This is a genomic window from Leisingera thetidis, from assembly GCF_025857195.1.
GTDB classification, from domain to species: domain Bacteria; phylum Pseudomonadota; class Alphaproteobacteria; order Rhodobacterales; family Rhodobacteraceae; genus Leisingera; species Leisingera thetidis.
Map to the genome: position 1 here is coordinate 1,661,904 of NZ_CP109787.1, position 19,359 is coordinate 1,681,262.

Here is a 19,359-nt window from a genome sequence, read left to right on the forward strand (position 1 = left end):
TCCGGGGCTTATCTGCCGGTGAAGGCGGGGGGGCGCTTTTCGAGGAAATGCGCCACGCCCTCCTTGAAGTCCTCGCTCCGGATCGAGGCGACCATTTCGCGGTTGGCCCGGGTCGTGGCTTCGGCCAGGGTTTCGAAGGGCGCCTCCCAAACCTGGCGCTTCATCACCCGCAGCGAGCGGGGCGAAACCTCTTCGGCCAGCCCCCGTGCATACTCCGCGACCGCTTCGGCAAAGCCCTCGGAGGGCAGCACCCGGTGCACCAGCGACATCGCCAGCGCCTCCTGCGCGCTCACCTTGCGCGAGGAAAACAGCATCTCGGTGGCATGGGCTTGGCCCACCACACGCGGCAGTATCCAAGAGATTCCATGCTCGGCCACCAGCCCGCGCCCGGCGAAGGCTGTGACGAACTTGGCGTTCTCCGAGGCGATGCGAATGTCGGAGTAAAGCGCGAAGATCAGCCCGAGCCCGGCTGCCGCGCCGTTGATCGCGGCGATGATCGGCGTGTCGAAGCCGGGAAAATAGCCGTAGCGCGACTGGTAGTCCGGGCGGGTCGACATGCGGTAGGGCCGGGTCATCGCCGGATCGTCGATGTCCTCTGGCGGCAGGCCCTCGAGCTCTTCCATGTCCATGCCGGCACAGAAGGCGCGGCCCTCGCCGGTCAGCACGATGATCCGCACCGAGCTGTCTGCATCGAGCGAGCGCATCGCGTCGAAAAGCTCGTGCTCCATGCGCCGGGTGACGGCGTTCATCCGGTCTGGCCGGGCCAAGGTGACGGTCGCCACATGGCCGGTCTGCGAGACCGCGAGCGTCCTGAAATCGTAACGTGAGCCGTCCATGCTCAGACCTCCTTGTACTGTACCGATTTGAGTTCCTGGAATTCCTCGAGCCCGTAGGGTCCGTTCTCCCGGCCGATGCCGGACTGGCCGAAGCCGCCGAAGGGCGCCCTGAGGTTGAAGGGCGCGCCGTTCAGGTCGATCTGCCCGGCCCGAATGCCGCGGGCGGCGTCCTCGGCCGCGGCGTCATCCGCGGCCCAGACCGCGGCCGCCAGCCCGTAAGCGGTGTCATTGGCAATGCGCAGGGCATCCTCGGTCCCGCGGTGCACCAGCACCGAGAGCACCGGGCCGAAGACCTCCTCTCGGGCGATCTCGGCATCCTCCGGCACCGGGCCGAAGACCACCGGCGTCACGAAGAACCCGGGCCGGTCACCGGCGTCCTCGCCGCGCGCGATCACCGGCACACCCGCCGCCTCGGCCCGGGCGATCATCGCCGAGACACGCGTCTTCTGCTCGGCGGAGGCCAACGGTCCGAGCCGCGTTGCCGGATCGTCGGGCGCGCCGAGGGTGAATTTCGACAGCCCCGTCCGGAGCAATTCAGCCACCTCGTCGAGCCGCGCCTCAGGCACGATCAGCCGGGTCATCGCGTTGCAGGTTTGGCCGGAGTTGAGCAGGCAGGAGCCGAGCGTCGCCTTGACCGCCGCCGCCAGGTCCGCGCCTTCGAGCACCACGGCGGCGGATTTCCCGCCAAGCTCCAGCGAGACCCGCTTGACGCCTTCCGCCGCCAGTGCCGCCACGCGCTTGCCCGCCGCGGTCGATCCGGTGAAGGACACCGCGGCAATCGCCGGGTGTCGCACCAGCGCTTCGCCCACCTCGGGGCCGGTGCCGGTTACGAGGTTGAAGACACCCGCCGGAAGCCCGGCTTCTTCGGCCGCCTCCGCCAGAGCAAAGGCGCTGAGCGGCGCCACTTCCGAGGGTTTCAGCACCATTGTGGCCCCGGCGGCCAGCGCTGCGGCCACCTTCGAGGTGACCTGGTGCAACGGGTAGTTCCAGGGCGTGATGCAGGCGACCGGCCCAACCGGTTCGCGGTACACCCGCGAGTTGCCGATGACCTCCGGGACCTGCGGCTCAGCCGCCAACGCGGCATAGAATTTCCACGCCGCCAGCGGGCCGCCGACCTGGATCATACCGGTCAGCTTGCGGGGCATCCCGGTCTCGCGCGAGATCAACTCAACCAGCGCCTCGTGACGCGCCTTCAGCGCCTCGCGCAGGCGGGTGATATGGGCGGCGCGCTCGGCCGGGGGCAGGGCGGCCCAGGCGGGAAAGGCGCGCGCGGCGGCCTCGGCGGCGCGGTCGGCCATAGCGGCATCGGCCAGCGGCACTGTGGCAAAGGTTTCACCGGTGCCGGCATCGGTTACCTCGGCCAGGGGAACGTCCCCGGCCGCGACCCATGCGCCGTCGATGTAAAGGTCGGTTTTCTCGATCATTGCGTCTTTCCTGTCAGTTCTTTCCTGGTGCGCCGGGCCAGAAAGGCCTCCTGGGCCGCCTGAGGCTCGCCGCTGGCGTAGCATTCCATTTGCAGCCCGACAGCCGCGTCGCAGGCGGCGTCGAACCCAGGCTGGGTGAGGGAGCGGAAGCGCGCCTTCGACACGCGCATCGCGGTGCGGGGCAGGGCAGCCATGGCCTCGGCGCGCGCGAGCGCGGTCTCGAGCACCGCCTCGGGGGCGACCAGCTCGTTGATCAGCGTCAGGCGATGTGCCTCGGTGCCGGTGATCAGATCGCCTGCCAGCGACAGCTGTGTATTGACCGAGAGGCCTACGTGCAGCGTCATGAGATAGGAGCCGACGATGCTCGCCAGACCGGCCTTGAGCTCCGGCTGACCGATACGGATGCCGGCATGGCCGATCCGCAGATCGGCACAGAGCGCTAACTGAAACCCGGCGCCGGCCGCCACACCGTTCAGCGCCGCGACACAGCCCTTGTCGAGGTCGCGCACCGCCTGGTACATCGCGCGCTGATGCGACAGCCAGCGCGGCAGATCCGCATGGGCGACGGCCCGGCTCTCCTCAAGGTCCTGCCCGGCGCAGAAGGCCCGATCGCCGGCCCCGGTCAGCACGATTGCGCCGACCTGCGGATCGTCATTGGCAGCCCGGAGGGCGGCGATCAGCCCGTCGCGCAGCGCGCCGTTGACCGCGTTCATCCGCTCGGGCCGGCTCAGCGTGATGACCTCCACCGCGCCATGACGCTCACTCACGACGCTCATGCCAGACCCTCCGGTTGCGCCGGCACCACCAGCGCGTCGAGCGCGACGGCCCCTTGCCCCTCGGGTTTGACGAGCAGCGGGTTCACATCGACGCTCTCGATCCAGGGGTTGGCCTCCATCAGTCCGGAGAGGCCGACCACGGCCTGGCAGACCGCCACTACATCCATCGGCGGCGCGCCGCGCGCGCCCTGAAGGATTGGCCAGATGCGCAGCTCCTGCAGGGCGCGGCGGGCGGCGGCCGCGTCGACCGGGGCGGCCAGGGTGGCGACATCCTTCAGCACCTCGACAAAGACGCCGCCGTCGCCCACCACCACCATCGGTCCGAGCACGGGGTCGCGGCGCGCGCCGACCATCAGCTCGCGGCTGCCGCGCTCCATGCGGGCGACGAGGGCCTTGAAGGGCAGGCCGAGACTGGTGAGGCCATCGCCAAGCGCAGTGACTGCCGCCTGCACCGCGTCGCTGTCAGTGAGTCCCAGATGCACCAGCCCGTGATCGCTCTTGTGCGCCACTTCCGCCGCGCAGCCCTTGAGGACCACCGGCCCGCCGATCTCATCAAAGGCGGCCAGCACCTGCTCCGGCGTCACGCAGACCCGATGCTCGACGCAGCGGATCCCTGCCGCGGCTAGAACCGACAGGCTCTTGGCCTCGTCAAGCGGGCCGGACCGGGGGGGCAGCGTCGGGGCGGTCCCGGCGACAATCGGCAATGGCTCAGGTCGGGCGGCGGCCGCCGCAATGGCGCGCACCACGTCGAGATCCTCGTCATAGGTGGGGATGCCCCTGGCGCGAAAGACCGCGCGGACTTCGGCCTGCGGGCCGGCCATGACCACCGGCTTGCCGGAGGCTGCTGCGGCCGCCGCGCTTGCCTCCGCCAGCGCTGGGACGTCATAGCCGTCGCCCGCGACCGGGATCGAGACCTGCAGCACGTCGATGTTGGGGTCGGCTGCGATCGCGGTGAGCGCGCGGCCGAACATGGCATTGTCGCCGAGCAGCCCGGCGGTCAGGTCCACCGGGTTTCCCACGGTGCCGAAGCTGGGCAGGATATCGTGCAGCGCACGGCGGGTCTCCTCGGCGAAATCCGGCAGTTCAAGCCCGGCGGCGGCGGCGTGATCGGCGATCATCACCCCCACGGCGCCGCTGTGGCTGAGCGCCGCGATGCGGCCGCGGCCCACGCCCCGCGCTCCGAGCAGCAGCGGCACCGGGCGCAGCCAGTCGCGCAGGCTGGTCGCGCGCTGATAGCCGTGGCGGTCGAAGAAGGCCGAAACCGACCTGTCCTCGGTGGCGAGCGCGCCGGTGTGCGAAGCGGCGGCGGCCGCGCCCTTGGCGCTGGTGCCCGGCTTGAGCACCCGCAGCGTCACTCCGCGTTCGCGCGCCATGCCACCGGCGCGGATCAGCGTCTCGCGGTCGCGGATCGCTTCGAGATAGAGCAACACGACGCGGATCTCGTCATCTTCGAGCACCCGGGTCAGCAGCTCCGGCGCCGAGAGGTCGGCATCATTGCCCGTCGCCATCAGGTAGCGCACGCCGATCCCGGTCTCGCGTAGCAGGGCAAAAGGCATCACGCTGGCGGCGCCGCTCTGGCTGATGACCGCGACCGGCCCGTCCTGCGGCGCGACCGAGGTGAACATGGTCGAGAAGTTGGCCACTGCGCCGGTGGCGAAATTCGCGATCCCCTGGGCATTTGGCCCGATGATGCGCATGCCAGTGGCTGCGGCAATCCGGGTCAGCTCCTTCTGCGCGCTGGCCCCTGCCTCGCCGGTTTCCGCATAGCCGGAGGTCATGACGATTGCGGCGGCGGTGCCTATCTCGGCCAGCTCCGCGACCGCTCTCGCCGCCAGCTTGGCAGGCAGGCAGACAACGCCGAGGTCGGGCGCGGCGGGAAGATCGGCTACGCTGGCATAGGCGCTCAAGCCCTGAATCTGCGACCGCTTCGGGTTGACCGGGAAGATCGTGCCGTCGAAGCCGAATTCCAGCATATATCGAATGGCACGCCCGCCGACCTTGTCGGGATCGTCGCTGGCGCCCAATATGGCCACGCTCCGTGGGTTAAGGACCGGATCGTGGTCGGCAAGTACTTGCAGCATGTTTCCTCCCCTTGTTGCTATCCCCAAGGTGACAGCATTGCTTGAATTCCGGAATTTGGATTTCGGAAATATGAGATATTCGTTATTCGGATGAGTCTGAGAAGTTTATAGGGGCGCCGGTGGTCGCGCCCTTTGGCAGCGGGCCGACATTGCGCTGATAGAGCGCGAGCCACCCTTTGGGCTCTGCCAGGCGCAGCTTCGGCGCTTCGGAAATGCGCCGGGCGATCACCTCCGGCGCCAGATCGAGATCAATGCGCCGTGCGCCGAGATCGAGCGAAATCCTATCGCCATCCCGCACTGCGGCGAGGGGGCCGAGGTCTGAGGCTTCCGGGCAGACCTGTCCGACAACCAGCCCGTGGTTCAACCCCGAGAGCTGGCCATCGGTCACCACGCAGACCTGTGAGGCTAAGCCCGATCCGCTGAGCGCCGCGACAAACCAGGAGGCCGAAGCGACGCCTGGCCCGCCGCGCGCGCCGAGCCCGCGCAGGACGACAACGGAGCCGGGGGCGATCTCATTGCCAGTTAGGGCGTCGAGCGCCTCCTCCTGCGATGAGAACACCTGCGCCGGGCCGGAGAACCGCTCGGGCGCGCTGCCGTCCCCGGATTTCAGGATGGCGCCCTCAGGCGCAAGCGTACCCCTCAGGACCATGACCGACGGGCCGTGGCGGAACGGGTTGTCGAGGCTGCCCAGCGCTGGATGGGGCGGCGCGCTCGGGGCCGCCTGCATCTCGTCTGTCAGACATTGCCCGCTCGCGCCCAGGCAACTCAAGTCTAGCAGGGGCGCCAGCGCCTGCATCACCGCGCGGGTGCCTCCGGCGGCCTCGAGGTCTTCGATCCGATGCGGACCGCAGGGCTTTACCCCGGCCAGCTGCGGCACGCGCTCGCCCAGCTCCGAGATCATCTCGTAGAGGTCGAGGTCAAGCCCGGCCTCAGCCGCTACCGCCGCCAGATGGCGCAATACGTTGACCGATCCCGAGACCGCCAATGACACCGCAAGCGCGTTACGGAATGCGCCGCGGCTCAGGATGGAGGAGGGCCGCAAATCCTCTGCGATCATCTCGACGATGCGGCGGCCGGCGCTCTGGGTGTTGTGCCGCAGCGCCTCGCCGGCCGCCGCCACGGGAGTGGTGCCTGGCAGGGCGAGGCCCAGCGCCTCGGCCATGATATGCATGCTGTTGGCCGTACCCATGCCAGCACAGACGCCCGGCCCGGTGATCGCGCGGTCGGTCATGGCGGTCAGCGTCGCCAGCGTGATCTTGCCGGACAGATATTCGCCGACGCCTTCAAAGACATCTTCGATGTCGAGTGCCGTGCCGTCGATATGGCCGCTCCGATGGTAGCCGCAGGCGAGGATCAGCGCCGGAATGTCGAGACGTGCCATCGCCATCATCTGCGCCGGTGCGGTTTTATCGCAGGAGGCGAGGCAAATCATGCCGTCGAGCTGCGCGCCCTCGACGCTGACCTCGATGTCATGGGCGACGAGTTCCCGCGCCGGCATCAGGTAGCGCCCGCCGCGGGCAGCGCCGGTGACGAAATCCGAGGGTGCAGTGGTCCTGATCTCGAAGGGCACGCCGCCGGCGGCGCGGATCGCTGCCTTCAACTCAGCTACGATTCCGTCGAGATGTGCAAAGCAGATCGACAGCTCCGACGAGGTGTTGACGATCGCCACCTTAGGCTTTTCCAGGTCCTCTGGAGGGATGCCTAGGGCGCGCCATTGCGCCCGCCTGACGGCCCAGCGCGTGCTGCCCGGGTCGAAATTGCTGCGGAGTGTTTTTTTGGTAGTGTCAGTCATGTCTCAGCCCAAAAAAGCTTGGTCAGCGGTTAGCCGCGCCTGCAGTTTGTCGATCGCAATGGCGCCCACCGCGGCGATGCTGTCGTCGATGGCAATCGCTGCGGCGAGGCCCGCCGCTTGGCCCATCGCCATGCAGGTCGCGCCCACCCGTAGCGAGGCATGGGCATCATGCTCGGCCGACACGCAGCGCCCGGCGATCAGAAGGTTGCCGGGGCCGCGTTCCGGCACCAGGCAGCCGAACGGCACCTGGTAGTAGGAGCCGGGCTCGAGCCAGACCCAGCGGGTCTTGCGATCGGCGCCGTGATCCTCCACCGGCCAGGCGGAACAGGCGATGGCGGTGTCGCTCTTGGCACCGCGCAGCACTTCATCTGCGGTCAGCACGTGCCGACCGCAGATGCGGCGGCTTTCGCGAATCCCAGCCAGGCTGCCGGCGTCGGCGACGAAGGCCTTTTCGAACCCAGGCACGAAGCGGCGGAATGCGGACTCGTACAGCTTGACCTGACGGCGCCCTTCGATCTCAGTGGCCGTCATCTCCTCGGCGGACAGCGGATCGGGCGAGCGGGCTCCATGTTCCAGCCGAGTGACATTGGCGTGCACCATCCCATCGCGCAGCGAGAACAGACCGCCAGCGGTCCGGGGCAGATCCATTCCTTCGGCGACCGCAAGCTCCAGCCGCGCGCGCAGCGCGGCGCGGTCCAGCGTGTCGAGGGTGCCAGGGGCCACCCCGCCGAACCGGAACATGGCCGAAGGCATCTGCAGGTGCTCAAGATCGCACTCCCAGGGAACTCCGGCCAGCGCCGCGACTTCGCCATCGCCGGTGCAGTCGATAATCTGTCGGCAGCGCACCGCGAAAAGCTGGGATCGAAAGCCGAGGACAAGGCCGGTGATGCGGTTCTCTTTCTGGTCCAGGTCAATGCAGCGGGTGTGCATCAAGGTCTCGACACCGGCTTCATGTATCATTTCGTCAAGCACGCAGCGCATCGCAAAGGGGTCGTAGATCGTCGTCGCGGTTTGCAGCCAGCACTCCGGACCGCGTGCTTCACCACGTGCCATGAGCCTGTTTACCAGTTCCTCGATCAGACCGCCGACGATGCGCCGGGGTGTCCCATTCTCAAGCACGTATTCGCCGCAAATGGAGCCGACCGTCACCGCGGTCATGGTTCCGCCCAGAAATCCCTGGGCTTCGACGAGCAGAACGCGTGCTCCTGCGCGGCCTGCAGCGATCGCCGCTCCGACGCCCGCAAGCCCGCCGCCGACGACCACAATATCCACCTCACGCCAAACGGGAACTTCGCGCGCAGGTAGGACGATTTCATCTATGTGAATTTTTGACATGCAGTCAGGTTAGAAGCCCGGTAAGGTATCAGAAAGTCGGTCAGAGTAGATATCAGGTATCCAAATTTCGGATGACTAAGGATGAATGATCTCCGCGCCTTGCGCGTTTTTTCCGAAATCTGCCGACTGGGCAGCTTCTCGAAAGCCGCGGTTGCTCTGGGCATGGCACAGCCGAGCATCAGCCGAATTGTTCGTGAACTCGAAGAGGCTGTCGGATCGCCGCTGTTCCTGCGAACCGGTCGGGGGGTAGTACCCAGCGAAGTTGGCGAGGTAGCATTCGAACGGGCAGAACGCTTACTGCTCGAGGCAGATCAGATGATGGTCGACCTAAGGAATGCTTCAGACAACCCATCAGGCAAGGTAATCGTCGGCTTGCTGCCCTCGGTCGCCCAGCATGTGGCAGCGGATCTCACCAAACATGTGATAAATCACGCGCCCGAGATTTTTCTGTCCTTTCGTGTCGGATCCAGCGATCAGGTAGATCGCTGGGTGTCCGAAGGCCGTGTCGATATCGGGCTGCTTGGTTTTTACAAGGGATCCGACGAGGGGGGGGAAACGGTTCTGTTTCGCTCCGAGCTACTTCTCATCGGGTCTGCGCGGCATCGCTGTTTGCCCGAGGTGGTAAACATGCAGCAGCTGTCAGAGTATCCGTTGGTGATCGCGCCTGAGCCCAACGGACTGAGATTGCTTTTGCGCGATGCGGCCAGATCAGTCGGCAGCACCCTCAATGTAGTGGTGGAAGCTGAAGCCATCGAGCTGCAGAAGACTATCATCCAGGAATGCCTGTACTTCTCGGTGGTCGCTCGAACCGCAGTCGAGGATGAACTGCGTTCAGGTATTTTTCATTCTGCACGCATAGAAAGCCCACAACTCCTTCGTTCAGTCGCACTTACGACCACCCAGCAGCGTCCCACCAGCCGGGCCGCGCGCTTAGTTACTGATGTTCTCATCGAAAAGTTTCGGCGGTCCAGGTAGTGAAGGTGATTCACAAATTTGCAGTTCGGCTTCAACGAGAGCGTAGACGGAAGCGGCTTTGTTGCCAAAAAGACGGCTGGGAATTCACTACGTGAATACAGTATGATAGCTGAAACAGCATAAGAAGTTGGGTCCCTAGGTAGTACAAAACTAGGAACTGGCCTTCGTACAACACAGCACTAAGGCAGCGCGGATCACTTTCGGTTTGAATTGATCCTGAGATGGTCTGGGTGCCACCGCAGAGCGACAAGCGGCGCCGACAACAGTAATTCAGCGACGCTGCGATTCAGACCTGCCTGACCTTGTAGGTGTTGTTCGGCAGGCCGCTGCGACAGGCGACCGGGTTTGTCGAAAGTCTGCTGCGGCTCGTTGGACGGGATTGGGTCGTGCCCGATTTCAGCACAGTTTGCCGCCGTCAGAAGACACTGAACGTGAGCCTGCCGTATCGCGGTGGAACCGGCCCGCTGAATCTTCTTATCGATAACACCGGCATCAAGGCCGAGGGTGAAGGGGAGTGGAACGCCCGCAAGCATGGTGGCCCCAAACGCCGGATTTGGCGAGAAATTCATATGCGGATCGACGAAGTAACGCTAGAAGTTCGGGCGGTCGAGATCACCACCAGCAATGTTGGTGATGCGCCGATGCTGCCGGAACTGCTCGCCTAAATCCCGTCTGATCAGGACATCGGATCAGTGACCGCCAACGGAGCTTATGGCACGCGCAAATGTCACGACGCGATTGCTGCCCGTGGTGCCGACGCCGTCATTCCGCCTCGCAAGAACGCAAAACCCTGGAAGCCCACAAGCGCCGGGGCCACCGCCCGAAAATAAGCGGTCAACGCGTCGCGATACCTGGGCCGTGCCCTGTGGCGGCGATGGAGCGGATACCACCGCAGAAGCCGTGTTGAGAGCAAGGTGAACTGTGTGACACTTCTTGGGCAGTTACTCACGGCACGCGACTTCGACAGACAAGTTGCGGAAATCCAAATCCGCGTCGCCGCGCAAAATCGCTACACCGCTCTGGGCACACCAGTCACAGAGCCCGTAGGATAAGTCCGCCCGGGGAAGGCGGAAGCCTGCCTATCAACAGATTTGCGCAACAAAGGCGCTTTGAATGCGATCCAAAGGAAAATGAAACGCGCATCATCGTCCTCGCCGCAAGCTTCTGCACGGCCGATCCAACTGATGGCGCGATGGGCGCGCAGTCCCATGGTTTCGGGGAAGCCTTCGCGAATAGCGCGTTGTTTTGCTTTCAAGGCTGCATGCTCAAGACCGTTGTTCATAACTCATTCCTGTTCGATATCGTCATGGCAGAGCGTCGAAATCCGACCTCTGGTGGCCCGCAATCAATTCGCGCAAGCCCGCAGGCGCCAACACGTCCACCTTGTCGCCCCATTGATAAAGGTGCCATGCCATTTCCAGCCAGCCCGCCGCCTTGAACCTGACGATCAGGCTGCCATCGTCCTGAGGCTCGACAACTTGGGTCGGGTGAAAACGGAATTCGGCGGCACGCTCAGCGGCTTCCGTCGAGAAGCGCCACACGACTTCGCTATATTGTTCAGGGTCTTGATAGACACCAAACGCCTGAGCGGCATAGGTCTCTAGGGAGAAACCCGAGGCCAGCTGAAAGCTCTCGTTCAGAACCTCCGCCTCATAAATCCGATCCATGCGGAAGTTCAGGATGTCTTCTCCACGCGCGGGTTGGCGTGCGACGAGATAACTGCGGTGCCCCAGCAGCATGCCATGCGGTTCGATCACGCGCGGCGCAGCACCCTGAGCGCCATAGCAGACGCGCAGCCGGAACGGACCGCGCAGCGCTTCGATGACAGCATCTGTCACTGCAGGCTTAAGTGTGACGGTAGGGCCTGGGCGCGTGACCTGGCCTAATCCAGCCAGCACCGCTTCTGCATCGGCTTCCGACCGAAGCGCATCCCTTGGATTCAAACGCGCCAGCAGCCCGTCGCGGAGATCCTCCAGAGCGCGTGAGTGCCTTATTCGCCCTTCGTCGCGCGCGGTACGTGCCGCAATTTCCAGCGCCTCGATCGCCGTTTCCTGCCGGGGCTGCAGTCGGTCTGGCAAGGGTGCGTCCATCCGCCAGTAACGCCGCCTTTCGGCATCGTCTGTGGTCGAAACATTCACGAAAGTTGCTTCGAGAGCCTCGGTCATCCGTTGAGCGGTGCGATGCGACACATCGAACTCGGCGCAGATGTCCTCAAGGCTGACACCTCCCCGGCGGGACGCCGCCATCTGGGCAAGCCGAAGCAAATCCTGCGCTTTTGCAAAAGACATTTGATCTCCATGCCAGAAATTGACACCCTCAAACGGTATTGATGACCTTGCGGTCTGTCGAGGTGATTCCCTTGGAGATTGATTTGCAAAGGTAATGGAGTAGCCATGAGGGATCTCGACGGTCGCATCTTTCTGTCCGCAACGGATCTCATGCGCTTCACAGGCTGCGCACATGCGACCACCCTTGATCTGGCACATATGCGGGGAACGGGCCCGGAGCCGGGCGACGACACCGAAGACGCAGCACTGTTGCAAAAGCAGGGCGATGCCCACGAGGCCGCGCATTTGGCTCGCCTCAAAAAGGGCGGGCGCACGGTCATGGAAATCGCGCGCGGCAAACTTGGCGAAAACGCTGAAACCACGCGCGCGGCGCTCACTACTGGTCCGGACGTCGTGTTTCAGGGCGCGTTTCTGTCGGGGAACTGGGGCGGCTGGTCCGACTTCCTGGAGCGTGTTGAGACACCCTCAGCGCTCGGACCGTTCAGCTACGAGGTGGCCGACACCAAGCTGAAACGTCGGGCCGATCCCAAACATGTGCTTCAGCTGGTTCTGTATTCCGATCTGTTGGCGGAAATTCAGGGGGTGGTGCCCGAGTTCGCGCATGTCGAATTGGGAGACGGCACCCGCGCTACGCTGCGCCTGGCAGACTACTCTTCCTATGCTCGGATGGCGCGACAACGGTTGGAAGCCTTCGTCGCCGATCCGCAGCCAACACGCCCGGTGCCATGTGCGGATTGCGGTCTGTGCCGCTGGGTCGAACATTGCAACAGCGTCTGGCACGCCGAAGACAGCTTGTTCAATGTCGCCAACATCAGTCGTGGTCAGGTGAAAAAGCTAGAAGCAGCGGGTGTTAACACATTGGAGGCTCTCTCGACGCTGGATCACCCGGTGCGCGGAATGGCCGAAAACACCCAGGCCCGATTGGTCACTCAGGCCCGCCTGCAACAGGCCCGCAAAACCGGGGAGCCAGATTTTGAACTGCGGGCACTGGAGCCTGGCAAAGGTTTCGACCTCCTGCCGGAACCCCAGACGGGCGACCTGTTCTACGACATCGAAGGCGATCCTCACTATGAAGGCGGCCTCGAATATCTGCACGGCATCTGGTTCGACGGGCAGTTCCAGGCGTTCTGGGCCCATGACCACGACACAGAAGCGCGGGCATTGTCGGACTTGCTGGCGTTCTTTCGCGCGCGGATTTCGCAATACCCCACTGCGCGCATTTATCACTACGCGCCATACGAGATCACCGCGCTGAAACGCCTGACCGCGAAATATGGTATCGGTGAAGCTTTCCTCGACCGGCTGCTCCGGGAACGACGCTTCGTCGACTTGTTCGCCGTGGTCCGCGGCGGGCTGATCGGGTCGGAACCAAACTATTCCATCAAATCGATGGAAGCATTTTACGACCGCAAGCGGGACGGTGAGGTCAAGACAGCGGGTGGCTCGGTCGTGGCCTATGAGCGTTGGCGTAAAACGCAAGACCAGCAGATTCTGGACGAGATCGAGGATTACAACCGCGTCGATTGCATCTCGACCGAGGAATTGCGCGACTGGCTGGTAGGCATCCGACCTGTCGGCCCTTGGCCAAAACTTGCCCCGGATGCAGGCGATAAAGAAGTCGAAGAGGACGCCGACACGCAAGCTCTGCGCAACCTGCTAGCAACATCAGGCTTGCCCGAGGCGCGGCAGGATATGCTGTTCAACCTCGGCGTCTTTCACAACCGCGAGTTAAAGCCCGCGCAATGGGCCGTATTCGATAGCACCGCAAAGGACGAGGATGATCTGCTCGACGATCTCGATGCACTTGGCGGGCTTGAGGCAGCGGGTCCTGTCGAACCCGTCAAGCGATCCTTCGCGCGCCGATACACCTATCCCGAACAGGAGACGAAACTGCGGAGCGGCAAGAAGGCGACGGTTCCCGTATTCGATAGCCCACCTACAACGGTTGGGATCGAGTCTATGGATCGCCGCGCTCGTCAGATCACCGTCAAAGCAGGCCCGGGCAAGGCCGACCTACTGACGGAACAGCTGACGCTGCATCCGGACTGGCCGATCCAGACAGGCGTCATTGCCAGTGCTTTGCGTGATGTGATCGATGATCAATGCGGCGCGGGCCAATATACGGCCGTGGATGACCTGCTCTCGCGCGCTGCACCGCGTCTGCGCTCTGGCCCGCGGGGCGATCTTTTGGGCGGGGCAGACCCTGTAGCGGGCACTATTGCCGTGGTGAATGACATGGATGGAACGGTCCTGCCGATCCAGGGGCCACCTGGTACCGGCAAGACCTATGTGAGCGCGCGCGCGATCCTGTCTTTGGTGCGCAAGGGCCATCGCGTCGGCGTCGCATCCAACAGCCACGAGGCTATCAGGAATGTGCTGATGGGCTGTCTTTCAGCTTTGGAAGACGAAGACCTGCCGATCAATCTTGATCTCGTCCACAAGGTTTCCAGCATCGAGGATGGTTATCCCGAAGGCTGCCCTGTACATCGTACGACTGACAACGCAGAAGCCGCGAAAACCGGGCATGTCGTGGGCGGCACCGCGTGGTTCTTTTCGCGCGACGAAAATGTTCAGGCCTTTGATTGGCTGTTCGTGGACGAGGCAGGTCAGGTCGGACTTGCCAACATGGCTGCCATGGGGCGTGCCGCGCGAAACATCGTCCTTGTGGGCGACCCACGCCAGTTGCCGCAAGTCATTCAGGGAGCGCATCCCGAGCCTGCGAACCTGTCGTGCCTGGATTGGATGCTCGGTGAGCATGCGACGGTTCCAGCCGACCGGGGCATTTTCCTTCCCACTTCACGGCGCATGCACCCTGACGTCTGTCGGTTTGTCTCAGAACAGGTGTATGAAGGCCGACTGACCAGCCATCCTGATACGGCTAACCAGTGCGTGACAGGCACGGCGCTCCCCGAAGCCGGAGCTTTCTGGGTGCCGGTCCCGCATGAGGGTAATGCCCAGATCGCACAGGAAGAAGTCGACGCTATTGGCAAAACCGTCACTGACCTCCTTGACGGCAGCTGGACGGAGAAGGACGGCAGCACGCGGCCGATGCGCGATACGGACATCATCGTCGTCGCCCCATACAACGCACAGGTAAACGCTTTGCGGGATGCCCTTCCGTTGGGCGTTCGCGTCGGAACCGTGGACAAGTTTCAGGGGCAAGAGGCGCCGGTCTGCCTGGTTTCCATGACCGCATCTTCCGCCGAAGAAACCTCGCGCGGGATGGAGTTTCTGTTTTCTCTGAACCGCATCAATGTAGCGGTCTCCCGCGCCAAGGGACTCGCATTGGTATTTGGAGCCCCGCGATTGCGTGAGGCGAAGTGCAATACTGTTGAGCAAATGCAGCTGGTGAATACGCTCTGCGCATTGTCGGCATTTTGATATAAGGAACTAGAAGGTATGGATAATATGGCAAGCGAAAGCGGCTGGCTTGTCATCCGCAAAGAGCAGGCGGAAGCCTACGGAAAGAAATTGTCCGAGGCGGAATTCTTGGTCAGGGCTGGCTCAACCGCCATGCGCGAAGGCACCCCAAAGGTGAAACGCAATCGTCCAGAGCGTGATCGTTTGGTTCAGCAAGGGATTTTGGTTCCAGATGCCAATGTCGCGCTGTTCCGCTTTTCTCAGGACCATGTTTTTTCAAGCAAGAGTACAGCAGCGGGCGTTGTCATTGACGGAAACAGCAATGGCGACCATTGGAAGGAAGCTGGGGGCTCGCCGTCGCTGGTTGCTTTGGTCGCGCAGGTAACGAGGCGCCATATCGAACTGGCGATGGATGAGTGCGATAGGAAGGGCTTGAGTGCCTTTCTTGCCGAACATGAATTCGGTAAACCTCGTGTATGGGCATTGCGCAACAATCACCGCTATCCTGCAAAGGCGACTGTTGCTGTTGCAATTCAGTATTTGCCTGCCGGTCCTAGGTTCTCCGCCAAGACATTTTTCAACGGGTTCGGCGAAAAGAAGGCCTTCGCGCGTCTCGAAGAACTTGGGTATGAGTTGGACCGCGATGACGAAACGCTGAGCCGCACAAGCGTCGAAGCCGCGATGGACGCACTCGACAGCTACCGTACGACAGGGGCGCATGGCGAAATCTTTGGTGCCTTCGGAGAACCACGCGATTATTGGGTCCGGTCATCGCGTGAGCGCGAAAATCGCGTCTATCCCACCAAACCGGTGATTGGCTTCATTCTGGGCAAGACAGAACTAAACGGTGGTTGGGGACAGAAGGCAGATGCTGCTGCGCGTCTTCACAACGCCGGATTTATCATTGTCGACCAAAACGATCAGCCCATCGAGCCCCCAAAACGCTACGAACACCTGATTGAAGGTGCCGACCGGACCAGGCTTTGCGCCCTGAATTATTACATAGAACCTGCCCGGGAAAAGGCGGCCAGCGAGGTCTCCATCCGCGCAGGAGACTTGGCTACGGCGATCGGGCTGAAAGACGCATTCCCGAACATCTGCCAGGCCCTTGGCGGTGAGAAGTTCCAGAATCTTGCGCAAGTACCGCCGCCCACGAGCACCGAACCGAATCCAAGCAGCTCGACCGTTTTCACATATACGCTCAATTCCCAACCGGAGGCGGACACCGTGACCGACACAAGAAAAGCGCCCTCGCCATCCGCCGTAAACTTGATCCTCTATGGCCCGCCTGGCACGGGCAAGACGTATCAGACGGCATGGGAAGCAGTACGGCTGTGCTTGGGAGACGAGGCTGCCGCTTTCTTAAATGGACAGGATAGCCGAGCAGAGCTCATGAGCACGTACCGCAGCCTCGTGAGCGAGGGGCGCATCGAATTCGTGACCTTCCACCAGTCGATGTCCTACGAGGAGTTCATCGAGGGGCTGCGACCGACCACGGATCAGTCCGAAGACAGCTCGGCGGGCACCGGGTTCCGGCTGGAGCCGGCACCCGGGATATTCAGGCGCATCTCGGAGCGTGCGGAGAAGGGCGTGGCAACTGTACCGCGAGAGAACGTCGTTTCCCTCGAAGGGCGGCAGGTCTTCAAGATGTCGATCCCGCGCGCCAACGTGGCCGCGGAGGACTACCTGTTCGAGGAGGCCATCTCCGAGGGGCACACGCTCCTCGGCTGGGAGGACATCGACTTCTCCGACGACAGGTTTTCCGATGTCGAGGAAATACTGGAGACTTGTCGTACCCAGGGCGAGCGCGAAGGCGAGGTCACTCTCCAGTCGGGCCAAGTGAGCCAAGTGGACGTTTTCCGCAACCAGTTGGACGTCGGAGACATCATCGTCGTCACCAAGGGCAACCGACTATTCCGGGCCATCGGCGAGGTCACGGGCGAGTACGAATACCGGCAGCGGGACAACCGGAAGTACTGCCACCGGCGGTCCGTGCGGTGGCTCTGGGTCGACAGAGATGGGGTTTCTGCCTCCGAGATCTACGATGGCAACTTCACCATGAGGTCGATCTATGCTCTCGATCGGGCCCGCCTCGATACCGTTGCCCTCGAAAGCTACATGAATAGCGGCGGCGATCCGGTGCATCGCGAGGCAAGACCGCATGTCCTTATCATCGACGAGATCAACCGGGCGAATATCTCCAAGGTCTTCGGCGAATTGATCACGCTTCTCGAGCCCGATAAGCGGCTCGGGATGGCCAACGAAATCCGCCTCACGCTTCCCTATTCCAAGAAGTCTTTTGGGGTACCTCAAAACCTCCATGTCATCGGTACGATGAACACAGCCGATCGCTCCATCGCGCTCTTGGATACAGCACTACGCCGCCGGTTCTCTTTCAAGGAACTGATGCCCGACCCTTCAGTTCTGTCGGACAACGTTGAGGGGGTCGATCTGCAAAAGCTGCTGTCTACGATCAACGAGCGGATCGAGTATCTGTTCGACCGGGAGCATCAAGTCGGGCACGCCTACTTCACAGGCTGCCAGACGCGGTCGGATATCGAGAGCGTCATGCGAGACAAGGTGATCCCTCTTCTGGCTGAGTATTTCTATGAGGATTGGTCCAAGGTCGCAGCTGTTCTTGGCGACTCTGCTCACGGTCCCGCCCGTTTCCTCGATGCCAATCGAATTGCTGTACCCGGAGGCATGACTGAAGACGACTTTTCTAGCGAAAAACTGCGGTGGACGGTCAAAGACAAATTCGACTTCTCAGAGTTTGCGGCCTGATGTCGGCCTTCACCCTGCGCGAATGGGAAACGTTGCCCCACGGCGAAGGGGACGGCTGCATTCCCGAACACTTTGCCGAGCGTCTCGCGGCGCTCGCCAAGAAATCTACCTTTGTCGGCAGCAGCGGCGGCGGAGTGCTTGAGGATCGGCGCCATGACCTGCGAGCGCGTGGTGTCGTCGGCGTCTTGGCGACCGACGAGTGCAGTCTCGAGATCCTTCCTAAGATCGACGTCGAGGTGCAGGGTGGTGAAGCAATGCAAAACGCTGCCATTCGCAAACGCCTTGTTCACATGCTTGCTGTCGCGCTCGACCTAAAGATAGAGACAGGCCAAATCACAGAGCTTGACTGGCAGCGCGAAACGCTTCTCGAAATTCTCATCCGAATTTTCTGCAGTAAGCTGATCGATGCCGTTCGTCGCGGCATGCCGAGACGATACATGGTCCAAGAGGATGACCTTGCGGCTTTGCGCGGGACGCTCGACCTTCCACGTCAATTCACACGCCACGCCGCGACCCCCTCACGGCTTGCCTGCAAGTTCGATGAGCTCTCTGAGGACATCGCTCTGAACCGCATCATGAAAGCCACGGTCGCACATCTCTTCAGAATGTCCCGTAGCCCGTCCAACCAACAGCGCTTGCGCGAATTGGCTTTCGTCTACGCTGATATTGCCGAAGTCGCTGTGTCTTCGCTGAAATGGGACGAGGTCGTTATCGACCGGACCAACCGAGCTTGGCAGGAATTGTTCGGGATGGCGCAACTTTTTCTGCGTAGTCGCTACCAAACGACGAGTGCCGGGGCGGGGCGAGGTACTGCGCTTCTCTTTGAGATGAATACACTTTTCGAGGAATATGTCGGCCGGCTGATCACACGCGCTTTGGCACGCACGGAGTATCGGGTCTCTCTACAGGGCGGGAGACTGTTCTGCCTGAAATCGCTCGATGATGAACGCGCTGTGTTCCAGACGAAGCCCGATATCCTGATCTGGCGTGATGGGCGGGTTGTCCATGTGATCGACACGAAGTGGAAGCGAATTTCGTCGCGTATCGACAATCGAAAACAAGGGGTTGCTCAAGGCGACGTCTATCAGATGATGGCCTATGCACAGCTTTATCGCGCACCTCGGCTTACGCTTCTTTATCCACATCATTCAGGGCTGGGTGCAACAGAGCTTATCCACGCTAGACATCGAATAACCGGTCACGCGACAATCTTGGAGATCGCCAGCATCGATGTAGCGAATGGTGGAAACATAATTGATCGGCTTCAAAGTCTGCTTCTCTCCAGCGAGTTGACAGCAGAACTGTCAGTTTAACGGGGCCGCCGATCATCTTCGAAGGCGCGCAAGATGGAGAAGGTTCGACGGGTGTCCCATTCCCTCCGCCACAAACCAGTCGCGACCCCCGGACGAGGCCCCATTGCGGGCCTTTTTTCTTTTCGGTTCAACGGGGTTGGCGGAGCGATCCGATTTTCAAGGACTGGCCGTGGGCCCGAAATCGGTCTCTGAACGCCCCGCGGCTGCTTTCCCCCGGCCTTCACTCTATTCAAGACACATTCAAATGGGTCCGTATTTTCACACGCTCGCCAGAATGGATTGCGCCGCTCTTGAGGCAGCTGCGGCCGGTTCTGATGCGGCCAGGGGGTGCCCGCCACGGGCATCAAGCCCGCCGCCCGCACGCTGCGGCCTGGGTGCGGCCGGTTTGAATAAAC

At 62.5% G+C, this 19,359-nt stretch carries 12 protein-coding genes and 1 pseudogene; 5 read left to right on the plus strand and 8 right to left on the minus strand.

The annotated features are described in order from the left end of the window. Window positions 1-8 precede the first annotated feature (8 nt). The 6 genes from OKQ63_RS07980 to OKQ63_RS08005 form a co-directional block, all read right to left on the minus strand. Window positions 9-836, minus strand: a complete 828-nt coding sequence (locus OKQ63_RS07980) for an enoyl-CoA hydratase (RefSeq protein ID WP_222507914.1) — start codon at window positions 834-836, stop codon at window positions 9-11. Between the two features lie 2 nt (window positions 837-838). Beyond that, window positions 839-2,260, minus strand: coding sequence for an aldehyde dehydrogenase family protein (locus tag OKQ63_RS07985; RefSeq protein ID WP_264213401.1), 1,422 nt, complete (start codon window positions 2,258-2,260; stop codon window positions 839-841). After that, a complete protein-coding gene (locus OKQ63_RS07990; RefSeq protein WP_264213402.1) occupies window positions 2,257-3,036 on the minus strand; it encodes an enoyl-CoA hydratase/isomerase family protein in 780 nt (259 codons plus the stop codon). Before OKQ63_RS07990 ends, OKQ63_RS07985 begins: the two co-directional genes overlap by 4 nt. After that, a complete protein-coding gene (locus OKQ63_RS07995; protein WP_264213403.1) occupies window positions 3,033-5,117 on the minus strand; it encodes an acetate--CoA ligase family protein in 2,085 nt (694 codons plus the stop codon). Before OKQ63_RS07995 ends, OKQ63_RS07990 begins: the two co-directional genes overlap by 4 nt. 82 nt (window positions 5,118-5,199) lie before the next feature. Continuing rightward, window positions 5,200-6,909, minus strand: coding sequence for a dihydroxy-acid dehydratase (ilvD, locus tag OKQ63_RS08000; protein ID WP_264213404.1), 1,710 nt, complete (start codon window positions 6,907-6,909; stop codon window positions 5,200-5,202). A gap of 3 nt (window positions 6,910-6,912) precedes the next feature. Beyond that, a complete protein-coding gene (locus OKQ63_RS08005) occupies window positions 6,913-8,244 on the minus strand; it encodes an FAD-dependent oxidoreductase (protein WP_264213405.1) in 1,332 nt (443 codons plus the stop codon). A gap of 81 nt (window positions 8,245-8,325) precedes the next feature. On the opposite strand from OKQ63_RS08005, the gene OKQ63_RS08010 reads away from it, so the two are divergent. After that, on the plus strand, window positions 8,326-9,219 hold the full coding sequence (locus OKQ63_RS08010) for a LysR family transcriptional regulator (protein ID WP_222507908.1): 894 nt from the start codon (window positions 8,326-8,328) through the stop codon (window positions 9,217-9,219). A gap of 119 nt (window positions 9,220-9,338) precedes the next feature. Then, window positions 9,339-10,271: pseudogene (locus OKQ63_RS08015) on the plus strand (IS5 family transposase). Here OKQ63_RS08015 and OKQ63_RS08020 read toward each other — a convergent pair. Together OKQ63_RS08020 and OKQ63_RS08025 are read right to left on the minus strand one after the other, a co-directional pair. Next, window positions 10,229-10,501 carry a hypothetical protein gene (locus OKQ63_RS08020; protein ID WP_222507907.1) on the minus strand — a complete coding sequence of 91 codons (273 nt, stop codon included), beginning with the start codon at window positions 10,499-10,501 and terminating at the stop codon, window positions 10,229-10,231. The pseudogene OKQ63_RS08015 and the gene OKQ63_RS08020 overlap by 43 nt on opposite strands. Before the next feature lie 22 nt (window positions 10,502-10,523). Next, the gene (locus OKQ63_RS08025) at window positions 10,524-11,507 is read right to left on the minus strand and encodes a helix-turn-helix transcriptional regulator (protein WP_222507906.1); all 984 of its coding nucleotides are present in this window, start codon (window positions 11,505-11,507) and stop codon (window positions 10,524-10,526) included. A gap of 105 nt (window positions 11,508-11,612) precedes the next feature. Here OKQ63_RS08025 and OKQ63_RS08030 point away from each other — a divergent pair, with 105 nt between their 5' ends. The 3 genes from OKQ63_RS08030 to OKQ63_RS08040 are packed head-to-tail and all read left to right on the plus strand — an operon-like array spanning window position 11,613 to window position 18,964. Continuing rightward, window positions 11,613-14,888 carry a TM0106 family RecB-like putative nuclease gene (locus tag OKQ63_RS08030; protein ID WP_264213406.1) on the plus strand — a complete coding sequence of 1,092 codons (3,276 nt, stop codon included), beginning with the start codon at window positions 11,613-11,615 and terminating at the stop codon, window positions 14,886-14,888. Between the two features lie 18 nt (window positions 14,889-14,906). After that, window positions 14,907-17,651, plus strand: a complete 2,745-nt coding sequence (locus OKQ63_RS08035; protein ID WP_264213407.1) for a DUF4357 domain-containing protein — start codon at window positions 14,907-14,909, stop codon at window positions 17,649-17,651. Next, on the plus strand, window positions 17,651-18,964 hold the full coding sequence (locus tag OKQ63_RS08040) for an McrC family protein (protein ID WP_264213408.1): 1,314 nt from the start codon (window positions 17,651-17,653) through the stop codon (window positions 18,962-18,964). Before OKQ63_RS08035 ends, OKQ63_RS08040 begins: the two co-directional genes overlap by 1 nt. The last annotated feature ends 395 nt before the right edge of the window (window positions 18,965-19,359 follow it).